This window comes from Thioalkalivibrio sp. ALJT, assembly GCF_000381825.1.
In the GTDB taxonomy this organism is placed as follows: Bacteria; Pseudomonadota; Gammaproteobacteria; order Ectothiorhodospirales; family Ectothiorhodospiraceae; genus Thioalkalivibrio.
In genome coordinates this window covers 1-15,020 of sequence record NZ_KB907125.1, presented here as the reverse complement: position 1 = coordinate 15,020, position 15,020 = coordinate 1, and the positions used below count along the sequence as shown (strand labels likewise).

The 15,020-nt window shown below is 60.4% G+C and carries 12 protein-coding genes and 2 pseudogenes; 4 read left to right on the top strand and 10 right to left on the bottom strand.

The window, feature by feature from the left end; genetic code table 11:
- Position 1: 1 nt before the first annotated feature.
- From G332_RS0106865 to rfbF, 5 genes are read right to left on the bottom strand one after another with little or no spacing between them, the layout of a single operon-like run.
- Positions 2-1,363, bottom strand: a complete 1,362-nt coding sequence (locus G332_RS0106865; protein WP_019626262.1) for an NAD(P)/FAD-dependent oxidoreductase — start codon at positions 1,361-1,363, stop codon at positions 2-4.
- Positions 1,360-2,250, bottom strand: coding sequence for an NAD(P)-dependent oxidoreductase (locus tag G332_RS0106860; RefSeq protein ID WP_019626261.1), 891 nt, complete (start codon positions 2,248-2,250; stop codon positions 1,360-1,362). Before G332_RS0106860 ends, G332_RS0106865 begins: the two co-directional genes overlap by 4 nt.
- Positions 2,247-2,825, bottom strand: a complete 579-nt coding sequence (locus G332_RS0106855) for a dTDP-4-dehydrorhamnose 3,5-epimerase family protein (RefSeq protein ID WP_019626260.1) — start codon at positions 2,823-2,825, stop codon at positions 2,247-2,249. The genes G332_RS0106860 and G332_RS0106855 overlap by 4 nt, the downstream gene beginning before the upstream one ends.
- Positions 2,815-3,927, bottom strand: a complete 1,113-nt coding sequence (gene rfbG, locus G332_RS0106850; RefSeq protein ID WP_156000791.1) for a CDP-glucose 4,6-dehydratase — start codon at positions 3,925-3,927, stop codon at positions 2,815-2,817. The genes G332_RS0106855 and rfbG overlap by 11 nt, the downstream gene beginning before the upstream one ends.
- Positions 3,928-3,929: 2 nt before the next feature.
- The gene (rfbF, locus tag G332_RS0106845) at positions 3,930-4,709 is read right to left on the bottom strand and encodes a glucose-1-phosphate cytidylyltransferase (RefSeq protein WP_019626258.1); all 780 of its coding nucleotides are present in this window, start codon (positions 4,707-4,709) and stop codon (positions 3,930-3,932) included.
- A gap of 551 nt (positions 4,710-5,260) precedes the next feature.
- On the opposite strand from rfbF, the gene G332_RS13825 reads away from it, so the two are divergent.
- Positions 5,261-5,383, top strand: a complete 123-nt coding sequence (locus tag G332_RS13825; RefSeq protein ID WP_019626257.1) for a hypothetical protein — start codon at positions 5,261-5,263, stop codon at positions 5,381-5,383.
- Positions 5,384-5,548: 165 nt separating this feature from the next.
- Complete coding sequence (locus tag G332_RS0106835; protein ID WP_019626256.1) at positions 5,549-6,475, top strand: prenyltransferase; 927 nt, start codon at positions 5,549-5,551, stop codon at positions 6,473-6,475.
- Between the two features lie 200 nt (positions 6,476-6,675).
- Here the strand turns inward: G332_RS0106835 and G332_RS13255 are convergent.
- A pseudogene (locus G332_RS13255) lies at positions 6,676-7,089 on the bottom strand (type I restriction-modification enzyme R subunit C-terminal domain-containing protein); the annotation flags it as partial.
- A gap of 223 nt (positions 7,090-7,312) precedes the next feature.
- On the opposite strand from G332_RS13255, the pseudogene G332_RS13070 reads away from it, so the two are divergent.
- Positions 7,313-7,411, top strand: a pseudogene (locus G332_RS13070) (IS3 family transposase); the annotation flags it as partial.
- Positions 7,412-8,186: 775 nt separating this feature from the next.
- On the opposite strand, the gene G332_RS0106820 reads toward G332_RS13070, so the two are convergent.
- From G332_RS0106820 to G332_RS0106805, 4 genes are all read right to left on the bottom strand, one after another.
- Positions 8,187-9,311 (bottom strand): hypothetical protein, encoded by a 1,125-nt coding sequence (locus G332_RS0106820; protein ID WP_019626253.1) that lies wholly within the window; start codon positions 9,309-9,311, stop codon positions 8,187-8,189.
- Between the two features lie 308 nt (positions 9,312-9,619).
- A complete protein-coding gene (locus G332_RS0106815) occupies positions 9,620-10,414 on the bottom strand; it encodes a hypothetical protein (RefSeq protein ID WP_019626252.1) in 795 nt (264 codons plus the stop codon).
- Positions 10,414-11,706 (bottom strand): restriction endonuclease subunit S, encoded by a 1,293-nt coding sequence (locus G332_RS0106810; protein WP_156000789.1) that lies wholly within the window; start codon positions 11,704-11,706, stop codon positions 10,414-10,416. Before G332_RS0106810 ends, G332_RS0106815 begins: the two co-directional genes overlap by 1 nt.
- A gap of 137 nt (positions 11,707-11,843) precedes the next feature.
- Positions 11,844-13,874, bottom strand: coding sequence for an N-6 DNA methylase (locus G332_RS0106805; protein ID WP_081619775.1), 2,031 nt, complete (start codon positions 13,872-13,874; stop codon positions 11,844-11,846).
- A gap of 170 nt (positions 13,875-14,044) precedes the next feature.
- On the opposite strand from G332_RS0106805, the gene G332_RS0106800 reads away from it, so the two are divergent.
- Positions 14,045-15,020: IS481 family transposase (locus G332_RS0106800; protein ID WP_019626249.1), on the top strand; the 976-nt coding region annotated here is incomplete at its 3' end.

Below are 15,020 nucleotides of genomic sequence, written 5' to 3'. Positions count from 1 at the left end.
GTCAGCCCCCGGCTGTGCGGGTGGGCAGACCGGCGAGCTGCCGCCCGCGCAGCACACAGTCGTCCGTCCAGAAGTATTTCCATTGCGCGAAGCGCCCGGCCAGCGCGATGGACCCCCGGGGCGAGGGCAGGGCCTGATCCCAGTCCGTCATCGGTTCCAGGTCGTCGGGTTCGCGAGCCAGGCCCTGGTCGGCGAGCCAGGACAGGATCGTATCCTGGGCCTCGCGCCGGGCGTGGTCGAAGATGACGTTGGCCCAGGGGATGAACTGGGTGTGGACGCTATCGCAGTGCTCGATCACGCCCATTTCGATCAGCTCCCGGACGACCGTTGCGGCGATCGCCTCATGGCTGCGCGTGAAGGGCCGGGCGCGGGAGGCGTAGACTTCCACCTGGACGCCCGTTGTCCCGGCCGGTGCATTGTGCGGTGACAGGCGGTCCACATGGTGCACCCGGGTGGCGAACTTGTCGCGGTCGTAGACGTAAAACCAGTGGAACGGATGTGTGGCGACGTTCCTGGCGGTGATGTTTACCAGCAGCAGCGAGGAGCACTGCAGTGCGTCGGCGGCTTCCTGCACCCTGGGCGGGGCCGTGGGGATCATGCGGACGAATTCCGGCAGCGGCAGGGTGTTGATGAGCTGCTGATACGGGTGAACGGTGCCATCCGCGAGCTGGATCTCGCGCCGGCGCAGATCGATCCCGATGACGGCGGTCTGCAAGCGGACGGGTGCGCCCTCGAGCAGTGCGCTCGCGAACGCCCGATAGCCGCCGCGGCTGGGGTAGCGCGCGGTACGGATGTAGTGCGTGGAGCGATCCTGGGGGCCGTGATAGCCCTGGATTACGGTGTCCTCGTCCGGGTAATAGACGCGTTGGCCGACCCAGTCGGTGGCCAGTGCCTCGGGCGGGACGGTCCAGTATTTCTCGGTGTACGCGCGGGGGAAGCGCGCGGCAAAGGTGGGGCCGAATGCCTGATCCAGCCACTGCTGGTAGTTCGCGGGCGCGTGCGGCTCCTCGGCGCTGCGCCGAGTGGCGAGAAACGCGTCAAGGCACTCGGTGCGCAGGGGCTCGGGGACGGCGCAGAGGTTGGACTGCGCGGGATGGGGTATCCAGTGGCCATGGTAGTAGTTGCCCACCCGGACCGGGATCTCGCGGACATCGCCCTGGACGCTTTGCTCGAACAGCTCGCGGACGTACGGGTTCCGGGTGAACGAGATGTGCGGCCCCTCGTCCCAGACGACGCCGTTGCGCTGTTGGCTGTGAATGTGGCCACCGGCGTGGGCGTTGCGCTCGAACACGATGCAGTTGTCGTGACCGAGATAGTACGAGCAGCTCAGCCCTGCCAGGCCTGCGCCGAGGATGGTGATCATGGAAACAGCTCCTTGAGTCCCGTGCGAAGCGCGATCTCCGGGGCCCAATCGGGCAGTGGGGTGCCGATCGTGGGCCGCATGACCTCGCGCGGCCGATAGGGGCGTGCACCCCAGGCCACAGGCAGGCGCTGCCCGACGACGGATTCGATGGTGGCGACCAGCTCCCGCAGGGACAGGGTGCTACCCGAGGTGACTGCGTAGCGGGCGCGGTGGCCCGGTGCGCACTCGAGGACGTGTTCTCCCGCCATGCGGAATGCCCTGGCGGCGTCACGCACGTGTACCAGGTCCAGGTGCTGTTCTCCGGGGCTGAGCGGGAGTGGCGCGTGACCCGTCGCGTGGGCGGCCAGTTTCGGCAGCAGCTTCGGGCGCGGATCGCCGGGGCCGTAGGTGTCGGCGAGCGCCAGGGTGATGACGCGCAGGCCGTCGGCGTCCGCGTAGTACTGCAGTAGATCCTCGAAGGCCTGCTTGGTCGCGGCGTAGAGGTTGACCGGGCTGTAGTCGCTGCCCTCACGGTACTGCCAGGGGGTGCCGGTGTTGACCAGGGCGCTGCTGCCGGCGTGCACCATCGCCTCGGCGAGCTGGGTGCCGAAGCGCAGGTTGGACTCGATCATGGGTGTGATGTCCGCCCGCCCGTGTTGCGCGACGAACCGGGAGGCGAGGTGGAATACGACATCCGGGCGGGCGGTTGCGACGGCCTGCTCCACGGAGTCGGAGGAGCCGTCGGTGGTGTGCACCGTGATGGCTGCGGTCTCCACCGGGAGCACGTCGGTTTCGGAGCCCGGACGCACGAGTGCATGGACCCGCCAGCCGGTATCCAGGAGATGGCGGACAAGGTGCCGGCCGACGAATCCGGTGGCGCCGGTGACCAGGGCGTGTCGCAGACTCATGGTGTTGCAATGGCCTGTGCGTCGGGATCGAAGACAAAGGGACTCTCGAATGCGGAGAGCGGCGGCAGGCGCGCGTCGCGCGCGGAGAGCGTGGGCGCACTGAGTGGCCATGCGACTGCAAGCGAGTCCCAGCGAATGCCTGCCTCGAAGTCCGGTGCATGGACCGTCGTGGCGCAGTAGAGGACGGTGGCCGGCACATCCGTCGTGCAGAACCCATGTGCCAGGCCGTTCGGCACGTAGAGCATGTTGCGCGTTTCGGCGCTCAATTCCACCCGCGCCGCCTGCCCCTCGGCAGGGGAGCCCTTGCGCAGGTCCACGACCACGTCCACCACATGGCCGCGCATGCAGTGGACGAGCTTGCCGTGATCGAACGGCGGGAGCTGCAGGTGGAGCCCGCGCAGCACGCCGGGCCTGGACTCCGAGTAGTACTGCTCCGCCCAGTCCGTCGGCAGCCCCAGCGCCCGGAACCGGTCCTCCCGGAACGTCTTGATGAAGGCGCCGCGATGGTCGCTGATTTCCCGCGGCCGGAGTTCCAGACAGCCGGGAATGCCTGTCGGTCGGGCGTCAAGATCCATATGCGTTGATATCCCCCCTGGTCAGTTCCAGCGCGTCTGCTCCCTCGACTACATGCCTGCGATACCACAGCGCCGTCCGCGCAACCGCCTCGCTGAACCCCCAGCGAGGCGACCACCCCAGGACCTGCTCCGCCTTGCTCCAGTCAATGGCGAGGTTTTCGGCCTCTTGCGGGGCACTCGTCTCGGCTTGATGTGCCCACTCGCCCGGCCAGTGGCGCAGCAGCTCCGTGACGAGTTCACGCACCCGCTGACTGGCCCCTGCCTCGGGGCCGAAATTGAATGCCGACGCCAGGGCGCGACTCGCGTCCGCATCCCCATCCTGCAGCGCCTGGTGTTGTCGCGCAGCCAGCGTGAGATAGCCACCGAGCGGCTCAAGGACATGCTGCCAGGGGCGGGTAGCTTCCGGGTTGCGCACCGGGATGGTGGCGCCGCGCTCAAGGTTGCGTATGCAGTCCGGCAGGATGCGCTCGGGAGCCCAGTCGCCCCCGCCGATGACATTGCCTGCGCGTACCGAGGCCACGCTGACCTTGCCGCCGTCCGGGCGGAGGAACGAGGCCCGGTAAGCATCAATAACGATCTCCGCCGCGGCCTTGCTGGCGCTGTAGGGGTCATGCCCGCCCAGGGGGTGGTCCTCATGGAAAGGCTGATCGGCGCCGAGCGACGCATAGCACTTGTCGCTGGTGGCAAGAACGGCCGCGCACGTGCGATGCGTGCCTGCATAACGCTGGTCCAGCGCCCGGAGGGCGTCCAGGACGTGCGCCGTGCCCATGATGTTCGTGGACAGTGTCGCGACGGGGTCCCCGAAAGCGGGGCGCACCAGGGACTGAGCCGCCAGGTGGAATACGTAATCCGGAGCGGCATCGAGGATGCACCTCTTGAGCGCGTCGGCATCGCGGATGTCGATCATGTGGTGCTGCAGGCGCGGTTCCAGGCCGAGCGCGGTGAAAAGCGCGCGCTCACGCGGGGGCTGGGCGATGCCGACTACCCGGGCCCCCAGCATGAGCAGCCATTCGCTGAGCCACGCGCCCTTGAACCCCGTGTGTCCGGTGACCACCACGGTGTGGCCTGCATAGGCACGGCGCAGGAGCGGGTTTCCCGCCATGGTCAGCACCTGGTGTCCCAGACCTTCCACGGGGCGGAGCCCGCGGCCCAGAGTTCTTCCAGGTGGCTCTTGTCCCGCAGGGTATCCATGGGGTGCCAGAAGCCATCGTGGGTGTAGGCCGCGAACTGGCCTTCGCGGGCGAGGGCCTCGGCGGGTTCCTGTTCCCACATGGTCGTGTCGTCGGTGATGTAGTCCAGCACCTGCGGAGAGAGGACGAAGAAGCCGCCGTTAATCCAGCCGCCACCGTTGTGCGGTTTTTCCTCGAAACTGCTGACCCGGCCGCCGTCCAGGCTCAGGACACCAAAGCGCCCGGGCATGCGGGTGGTCGTCAGTGTCGCCAGGCGGCCCTCGCGCCGGTGGAAGGCAATCAGCCGGGTGATATCCACATCGGATATCACATCGCCATAGGTGAAGCAGAAGTCGTCATCTTTCACATAGTCGCGTACCTGGCGCAGCCGACCGCCCGTCCCGGTCGTCTCGCCGGTATCGATCAGCGAGACGCGCCAGGGTTCGGCGTAGCGCTGGTGGACTTCCATGCGATTGGTGGCCATGTCGAAGGTGACGTCCGACATGTGCAGGAAATAGTTGGCGAAGTACTCCTTGATCAGGTAGCCCTTGTAGCCGCAGCAGATCACGAACTCGTTGACGCCATGGGCGGAGTACAGCTTCATGATGTGCCACAGCAATGGCTTGCCGCCGATCTCCACCATCGGCTTGGGCTTCAATTGTGTTTCCTCGGCCAGACGTGTGCCGAAGCCGCCCGCCAGAATCACCGTCTTCATTTCATCCCTCTCCACCCTGAGAGCTCGCGCATCGTCAGCGCTTCGAGTTGTTCCATCCCATCGACCCACGCGCACAGGGAATGCTCCCGCACCGACCGGCGCGGCGGGTCGCATAGCCTCTGTGGTGCCCCACTGTGCCAGAGCACGAAGCAATCCGGTACGTGCGCGCTCGAGCTTACCCGCATGTCCGAGCAGATGCTTGATGGTCCGACCCCGAGATCACGGGGTCGAGACCACCCGAGGTCACGGCGGAGTCACGCGCGGGAGCCACGGGGGCGGACCACGCTAACCATTTGAAAGAGCGGAAAAAATGGGTGCGGCAGGTGCGAAAACCCGCCTTACATCGGCTATTTCGGCCATCAAACGTGGTCTCGAGGGAGGGCCCACAGCCCGGCGTGGCTGTTTCCTGCGGCCCGCGTCGAGGCACTTGCTGCCTTGAAGGGCCGGCACGGGCAGAAGGGGAAACCCGTTTACGTAGGGGACGCCTTTGGTGCCGTATTTGCGGCCAAAATGGGTTGTCCAAACGGCTACTGGCCCTCACAAGGGGCGGCATGCGCATTACGTTCAGTGGCTTGCTGAGGTCCGACCTTGATGCCCGCCGATGCCCGCGGGCGCTGCTGGCCGGGGGCGAGCACCTGCTGCGCGTCTGGCGCGAACATCGCGGCCTGATGTAGCAAGCGCTGGCCTTGGGGGGGTATGGGGGCATCCTGCATCGCAATGTGTGCCGCCGTAGCGGCACGGACGTGAGAAAATAAATCTGTCCCCATTGTCCGTCCATTGTCACATCGTCAAAACCCGGCAGGCGCGTGGCCTGTTTCTGACACCACCGAGGATTCGGAATGGCTGAGGCGCATGCCCGAAATGGAACCTTCTGGCGGGAGGTGATTCAGGCATCCCGGCCTTCGTTTCTGCTACTGACCCCATTATGCGTGGCGCTGGGACTGGGCACGGCAATGACGGCGCAGGCCGACTGGAATCCGTGGCGGCTGGTCCTGGTGACGCTGGGCGCTCTGCTGGCCCATGCGGCCGTGAATCTGTTGAACGAGGCGGAGGATTTTCGCTCAGGGCTCGACCTGCAAACATCCCGGACCTCATTCAGCGGAGGCAGTGGCACATTGCCAGCGCAGCCGGCCGCCCTCGGTTGGGTGCAAGTGGCTGCGTGGGTGGCCCTGGGGCTGGTGGTGGCGATTGGCCTGTGGCTGGTGATCATTGCTGGCCCGGGCTTGCTGCTATTGGGGGCGATGGGCTTGATACTGGTCACGGGATATTCGGGCTGGATTGTGCGCTCGCCGCTGATGTGTCTGATGGCTCCGGGGCTAGGTATCGGCTTGATGGTGCCGGGTACCCATTACGCGATGACCGGGACCTTCGACAACGTCGCTCTCGTAGCGACACTGGTGCCGGCATTACTCTGTAGCGCCTTGTTGCTGGTCAACCAGATTCCGGACACCGACGCTGATCGCCGGGTGCGGCGCAGGCATCTTCCCATTGTCTTGGGCCGCGAGCGGGCCGCTATTGTGTTCGCGTTGCTGGTGATGGGCGCCTACGTGGCCTTGATGGTTTCAGTAGGGTTCGGGGCCCTCCCAGCCGGTGCCCTGGCGGGGTTGTTACCCCTGCCTGTGGCCATTTGGCTGGTCATCCGGGTTCGACGGCACGCCAGGGACATCCCCAGGTTGGTGCCCTGGCTGGGCGTCAATGTGGCGGTTGTGCTGACGACCATCGGGTTGATGGCCGCAGGCCTGATGGGGATCCCGACGGCCCCGTAACGCGTTGGACGGGGCGCTGAACGGCCGCTCGACAGGGCCTTCCGCTCATGTTCCACGTTCGCGATGTGCTGGAAGCGCCGAAGGGGTCTACCTTTGGATTTCAGACCTTGCCTTTGGCCCCTGTGGTGCCATGGAGGGCGAAATTCAGAGGTAGACCCCATGGTGCGCACTTCTTCCGCGGCTTTATTCGTGGCCTTGCATCAATACAAATGCTGCTGAAAGTCCACGAACACATCTCGGATGTTGCTCACCGGGCCCAGCTCGTGCACCGCATCACCGAGGCTGTGGTACTTCAATTCGATTAGCTGGGGGAGCTTCGCCGTGTCCAGTTCGCTTACGCCCTGGGCGACATAGTGATCGAGCACGAATCGCAGAAACTCCTGCTGGCTGTAGTCGTGTCCCCGGAAGATGCGGTCCTTGTGGGCATCCACTCGTTCGGCCCGGGTGACCGGCGCCATGTTGAAGGCGATGTAGGCCAGCACATCGTATAGATCGCTGTTTTCGGCCTCGATCAGCTTGCCGACTTCGGCTAGCTGTTGCGTGCCGTAGCCCTTCTCCTCCAGCCCCTCCAGCAGGCGCTTCCGGGTATCCGGGCGGCTCCACAGGCGGCGAAGCTCATCTTCGTCCTAGAAGAGCACTGGTAGATCCCCGAACAGCCGCTGGGAAGCGCCGAAGGGGTCTACCTTTGGATTTCGCAGGCCGGCGAAGGAAGCGCCGAAGGACTCTGACCCCCATGGTGCTTAGTGCAACGGTTCGAACTGTTTCCAAAATGGAAACCGTTGCCTTCTGAACCGTACCGACTTTTCCGGAGGCTCTGATCCTGGGGAGGATAGAGCGATGAGTGAGATGACACGGTATAGCCCGGAGGTCCGGGAACGGGCGGTGCGGCTGGTGTGGGAACACCGGGAGGAGTATTCGTCGCAGCATGCGGAGATGTAGTCCATTGCGCCGAAGATCGGCTGCACGCCGGAGACGCTGCGGCTGTGGGTAGGTTGCGCCGAAGGCGTCAGACCTTGCCCTTTGCCCTCCGTACCACCACAGGGGCAAAAGCCAAGGTCTGAAATCCAAAGGTAGACCCCATGGTGCGCACTTCGCTTGGGCTTTTCGACCCGAAAATTGGCCGTCTAAGCGCTTGTGGAGCGCCAAGAGAGGAAATTAGGCTTTTAGATTTAGCGCCTTATCGCGGTCCGACCCCATGATGTAGCTCACAGCCCACGGTAGCCGTCGAAATTGTGAAGGAAGATGCGTGTCCTCTTAGCTTGCCCGTTAGTCGGCCATTCTCGCCCATGAAACTGCACGTCTAAGGCTCAATATGGGCAAGGAGAGCGCATTAACGTCTGGTGTTTCAGTCGCCTACCGAGGTCCGACCCCGTAATGTCAGGTCAGGAGAAAGGTGGGCGCCACTTCCCTGGCGTACTTCCTGCGGTGTTAAGCGACGGGTTGCCCGCCGTCGCCAGGCCGATCGAACCGCACCGGGCGCACGCTGTCCAGCTTGACGCGCTTTCGTGCACACCAGAGGTCGTGCCGGCGCTGCATGGCCAGCCAGCTTTCCGGCGAACGGCCATCGGTGTCCACTTCGCTTGGGCTTTTCGACCCAAAAATGGCCGTTGAAGCGCCTGTCGAGCGGTAAGAGAGGGCGCGGTAGCCCTTTAGATTCAGCGACCTATCGAGGTCCGACGCCATTTTGACAAGGTAGACCCCATGACGCTTACTAACTCTGGGGCTGGATAACATGACAATTGCCTTTCCCGTACAGATCTTGATTCGCATGGTCGAACCAGAACTCCAGGATTGTCTTTTGGGGATCGGTCTTTTGAATTTCAAATGTTTGACTTGTGTTCTCTTCATCAAAAGGGGCTAACAGTCCTTCAAGAGTTCTTCCATCACCTATAATCACCTTGTCATGAAAGCGAACCGCCTCCGAATCTGTTATTTCAGAGCCAGAAAATCCCAATCGGGAGCCCTTGCAAATTCGTACGCGATGAATGAACGGCGCCGAAATTTCGTAGTAGACCATGCTGTTCGGCGGGGAGTGCTTAATTACATGATGCGGGGAAATAAGTTCAACAGGAATCCAAAAATCCATCGTGGCACTCCGGCATGAGACGTCCTCCCTGTAGACTTCCATGATCAGAATGTCTGTTTTATAGGCCTCTTCCCAACCAGGAAATAATAACCCGGGAGGCTCAAAGCCGTCTCTTACCAGGGTAATCCTTGCCTCGCTAGACATCGCAATTTTTTCTAGGTCGTTGTTTACCTTCAGCTCATGCAAAGGCGTGAAATAGACATGATCGGAATCTTTTAACTCTTTATTGCCCTGAATATTCCATCGTGACCCTATAAGTGCCCCCGACCGGTTTATCAAATCAACCGTCTCTGGCTTAGTGTGATGAAACAGCTGGACAGCTATAGAACAATCATCTCCTTGTTTCGCAACGCCGATGGCGTGATCACCGAACTTATCAGGAACATAGAACTTACACTTATACAACTGTGAGCCGTCTTGAAAAGTTCTAACGAATCCGTTATCGAAGAAACGTGCTCGAACCACAAAACCGCATGAGATATCGAAATACAACTCACAAACAATGAAATCGTCGTCCTTTACGAGGACGCACGGCAGGAAGTTGAAAGGCTGAATCCACCTAAGCTCGCCATCCCAGTTAAAAAAGATCTGATCGGGGATAATCACCGAAGCATTTTCTGTATGGGCAAGCTTACACTTGATGTAGCCAAAAACCTCATGGTTTCCCACCCCGTTGCCACCATAGTAATTCAGGTAGATGTGGTCACTGGACGTTTCCAGTCTGTTGTATCGCTTATTCTCAGTTACCATGCTGCCCCCCCATGATTTTCGGCGCCTAACAGAGCACCTAAGGGGTCAGGCCTTGCCTTAGGTCACTGCCGTGGCAGGGAGGCAAAAGGCAAGGTCTGACCCACTGCTGTCGCAGGTTCCATATTGCTCAAGAACAGTAACGATTGAATCTATTGACATCGTGTGACTCCCCAATTGCCGCATAACGCCTTGGGTAAGCTGCCGGGACGGAGCGCAGCGTAGTATCGGTCAGCTTCACCCACTTGTTAAATTTCAGGCTGGTTGCGCTATTCCCGCCGATATCAGCATGAAGCTCTTTTTCTTATCATTCACCTTATTGATTCCAGGAAAGAAATAACTATTCGATATGCCGGTTCGAAGCAGGCAAGCACTTGCTCGTCCGGGTCCACTTCGCCATGCAACAAGGCATTGCGCATCGCGTAGAGCGTTTCGACAAGGCCAGCCAACAAGTCCTCGTTGGTGCATTGGAAGTGCATGGTCGATACCTGCAAATGTGGGCCGCCACCTTGCACAAGGTCCACCATCGGACGCGGATTGCATCCGTCATAGAACTCTCGCAGCCTGAGTTGCTGTGCTGCGGACAAATCGGTTGTGAACTCTGGTTGGGCATAGACGGTCGCCGGGTCATACCGCTCCTGCACGTATTCAAACTTCACGTTCCCAGTTGTGAGGGAGACAACCTTAACTTCAATCTGCCCACCTTGGATTTTCCGGGCGGTGAAGCGTTGCCCGTTGCGGTCAATTTGTTCGTTCTGAAGATACCTGGGTGCGATGCACACTTCCCGCAGCGATACTCTCTCGACATTGCCTTTGGGCGTTACCTCCCACTGAATGCCGTCCAGCTGAAGCTGCAAATCGCAGATTGCCTGTTTGAGCCGCTCCGCTTCTGCGGTTTCGTTGTCATGTTGCAGCAATGGCAGGACGCGGCGGCGCAACCGGCTGTTGTTGTTGCGGATAGCGAAGTTGAGCATGTCCCGCTCTCTCGCCTGCCCACTGGCATCCCTATACCAAGCATTGAAGGCGGCCCATGCTTTTACGAACGGGCCGATATAGTCGATCTCTGCCCGTTCAAGCCAATCCCTAGCGTGCGGCGGAAGCGCCATCAATCTGCCCCCTCTGCTTCATCAAGTAAGGCCATCGCGGCGTCTTCGCCGTCTTCGATGGTGATCTCGACCGCACGCTTGGCGGCTTCGAGAGTTTCGCGTGATCTATACCTAAGCCTATCTGCCTCATCGAGTTGAGCGGATATCGACTGTTGTATGGCTTTGTCCGGTAGAGGGATTTGGAACTTGTACAAGTCGTCTTGTGTGACACTGTAAAACGCCACTCCATGCGCCCATTGTTCTGCTTGTAATTTGCCCAACTGACTGTTGAAGAACGCTGCGAGGTAATCTGGGACGATCTCGCTTTGCCCGCGCGCGTTCAGTCGCAGAAGCATGATCTCAGTACTCAATATCGCGTCTGTCTGCTCGCTACTGACCACAGCCGCGTTGCCAAATGAGCCTTTCCGCGTGAACAGTATGTCGCCCGGTTTCAAGTGAATGCTCTTTTTGACTGAGGCAGGGCTGTCTGAAACCCGCTTCGCGGTTTCGACCTCAATCCGTCCACCTTTAATGTCACCAACGCGGATGTATGGGGTTCCAGTTTCGGTGAACTCACGCAAGTCGACGCCGTTTCGCAATGGCTCAATCAGATCGTGCAGCGGCGTTATAGTCACCCCCGCTTCAGCAATGTGCGCCATTGCTCTCGCGTACTTCGGACGAAAATGCTCTGCATCCAAGCGCCCGGCGGCGAAGGCGTCGCTGGCGCGGGCGGAGTAGCTGAGCGGTTCCGGCGGCGACCAGTCTGCCAACCCCAGCGCCTCAAGCAGCGTTTCTTCAGCTTCACTGATCTTGCCCCCGGACGCTTCCTGTGCATTGCGCGCACACTGGACAACTTTCGCGATACGCTTCTCGAAGCCCTCTGAAACATCAGGAACCCATAGTTGCTCCATGTCTTCGAGGATCAGACCCTTTTGCACTGCGCCACGCGTAAGCCGCTCGATCTGGTTTTGGCCATGCTCAGAGCGCAAGAAAACGGCCAAGAACTCAGGTGCAATCTTGCGCGGCCTCAAAATGGCGAGTTTGCACGAGCATGTTGCCGGATCGTCTGAGGCAACAAGGCTTAACTCTCCGATGGTTCCGATAATCGAAAGCAGCACGTCGCCACGTTCAAGATATGACCGTCGCATGTATTTGCGGTCATATGCCTCCTGCGTGATGCAAATAGGCGATGCCGTTTCCGCGAAGAAGCGATCCGTAACGTCTTGCCCACGATAATAAGGAATGCCGTCATCGACGAAGGCATCACTTATGGTGAAGTGATTTCCGTCTGAAACGCGAGCCAGTGTTTGCACGCTCTCGCGTTGCCACTTGGCTATCAAATTCGCAGACCGCAAAAAACGCTTTTGGAAGTATTCCGCGTCTATGCGCGACGTTCGTTCCAGTTGCGATGCTCTTGCTATAGAGGCTTCAAGCCCCTCCAACAGTGCGCTTAAGCGCTCACTGTCGAAGGGGCTTGACGAAAAAAACTGAACTGCTCCTGTGCCGCGAACTCTTGGAAGGCTTCAGCTATCCCGTCCTGCGTCAGCCCTTCGTGATTGTAGAGATCATGGGCCACGATGAAGTGCCCGTGAGTGTCACGCATAAGGGTTCCGTCATCCCGGCGCACATAGACCTTTTCGCCCGAGTTGTTCACGCTTTCCACCTGCTGCGTGGCGAAGAAGATGTTGTAGTCGTCCACCTTCGGACAAAGCGGCCCGGCTGCGGGATCATCATTCCACTTCTGCACGAACAGCACGCTGGTCTTAGTCCCCGTGTGGGGTTTGAAGGTGTTGGGGTGTAGACCGACCACGGCAAGGATGCGGCAGCGCTCCATGATGAACTCGCGCACACGCTGGTCGGACGAGTTGTTGAACCGGCCCTGCGGCAGCACCACGGCAATGCGCCCACCGGGTTTCAGGAAGTCCAGATTGCGTTCGATGAACAGCAAGTCTCGCCCCACTGCGCGTTCCAACTTGCCGTTCTTCTTGTGGGCCAGGTCATAGGGCGACAGCATGTCGGACTGCTTGATGTCGCCCGCGAAGGGCGGGTTCGCCATCAACACGTCATAGCTGAAGGACCGGTAGTTGGCCTGACGCGGGTTGGCCCTTTGCTTGCGCAACCGTCGCCACCCGTCGCCGTAAGTGTCAGACCACTCGTCCTCCTTTACTGTCTCGTCCCACTTGGTCCAATCCAGCGTGTTGAGGTGCAGCACGTTGGTTTCGCCATCGCCCGCAATGAGGTTGAGGCAACGCGACACGCGCACTGACTTTTCATCGAAGTCGATAGCGAACACCTTGTCGCGCACGTAGTCTTCGCAGCGCGGCGGCTTCTGGTCCATCGTGAACAGGTGGCTTTCCGCTAGCCCCAAGTCCTCCATAATCTGACGCCAGACGTGGAACATGGTATGCACTGTGAAGCCTGCCGAACCGCACGCCGTGTCGATAACGGTTTCATGCTCCTGCGGATTGAGCATCTTCACGCACATGTCGATGACCCAGCGCGGCGTAAAGTACTGCCCCTTCTCGCCCTTCGACGACTTGTTCACGAGGTATTCAAAGGCGTCGTCTATCACGTCGAGATTGGAGTTGAACAGCTTCCACTCTTCAAGCGACCCGACGCAGACTTGCAGGTGATCGGGCGACAAGCGGATGCGTTCATCTTCGAGGAAGACGCCGGGCCATTTGCGCTTGGCTTCGTCGAACAGGTCTTGCATGGCGCGCTTGAGTTGTGCGGCGGTGTTGGTGTTACGGAAGCGCAGGTACGGGTGCTGGCCCCGGTGCGTGGCCATCTCGTCATAGAGTTTCGTAAAGATCAGCTTGAACACTTCTTCGAAGACATCGACGCCAGCGTTGGCCAGCACTTCGTTCTCCATGTCCACGATTAACTCGCGCAGCGACAGTGCTTTTGATCCTTCGCGCTCCCGCTCGTTCTCTTTGTCGATGAGGGTCTGAATGGTCCACGGTTGATCGACGATATCTTCAATCGTCTGCGCAGCCCGTGGCAGGTAATGAATAGGGACGAAGTAGTTGGGGTTCTTGCGGTGCCAGACTTCGGCAATAATCCCGTTGCTCCACATCGCCAGCGGTGCGCCTGTCGCGTGCGCATAGGAGCGAAGTTGTTCCTTGCCATCGCGCAGTTTGGCCGCCTTTACTTCGATTATGATGTAAGGAACTGTAGGACGGTCAGGGTCGAAGACCACGATATCGGCGCGCTTGGAACTGTCGCGCCCGAAGGTAATCGGGTATTCAACCTGAATTCTGGACGAGGGATAGCCATATTGGTCAATCAGCCGCGCCAGCCATAGTTGCCGAGTGCGCTCCTCAGGCTTGAGCTGGACGTCTTTATTGCGAGCAAGGCAAGTGACGAAGACAGCAGGTTTTCCTCGAACTTCTCGTTCAAAACTCCGCTGGTCTAGGGCTTGGTTCTCGTCTTCGGAAAAAAGAACGAACTCGCTAAATTCTTTGTTTGCGATATTCTTCAAAGTTAACTCACCTTTTTCTGTATTAACTTTCTTGCAATCATGTTAATAATGTAGAAGTAGATATATTTGTTGGGTAACGGATGATTCTATACCGCACGAGAAGGCACCCCTGTTTCGTGCCCAGGAGTGGCTGAGTATCGTGTACGACAGCCCCACGCAGGACGGATAGCATGGCGAGTACGATCCATTCGAACGCGCGCACCACACCCCAGATCCGGCGAGAGCTGCAGGAAGCGCCGCCGAGCGTGAGCGATCCTGAGCTGGCCCGGCGCTACGGCATCACCCGGATGACCGTGCGCAAGTGGCGCTACCGACGAGAGGTCGAGGATCGTTCGCATTGCCCGAAGCGGCTGCACACGACCCTGACGCCGGAGCAGGAAGCGATCGTGGTCCAGGTCCGAGAAGTGGCCCTGCTGTCGCTGGATGACCTGCTGATTGTGGCGCGCGAGTTCGTGAACCCGGAGTTGAGCCGGGCGGCGCTGGCGCGTTGCCTGCGCCGGCACGGCGTGGGCGACCTTCGGGCCCTGCAGCGGGAACGGGAAGGAGAGCCCGAGGAGCCGGCCCACAAGCCGTTCAAGGACTACGTGCCGGGCTTTGTGCATGTAGACGTGAAGTACCTGCCGCAGATGGCGGATCAGGCCTCGCGGGGCTACCTGTTCGTGGCCATCGACCGTGCCAGCCGCTGGGTCTACCTGGAGGTGCGACGGGCCAAGAGCGCCGAAGCCGCGCGCGGCTTTCTGAAGAAGCTTCTCGAGAAAGCGCCATTCCATATCACCCACCTTGTCACCGACAACGGCAAGGAGTTCACGGATCGATTGGCCGCGACCGGGGAGCGTGAGCCGACCGGGCGTCACCCGTTCGACCGGCTGTGCGCCGAGCACGGGATCGAGCATCGCCTGATCCGGCCCAAGCGGCCCCAGACCAACGGTATGGTCGAGCGCTTCAACGGGCGCATCGCCGACCTGCTGCGGACGCATCACTTCGATTCCGGTCAGCACCTGCACGACGCCCTGCGACACTACCAGCGGCTGTACAACCATCACATCGGGCAGAAGGCGCTTGGGCACCGGACACCGGTGGAAACCCTCAAGGCCTGGCACCATGAACGCCCCGATTTATTTCGAAAACGTGTATATGACCAGGCGA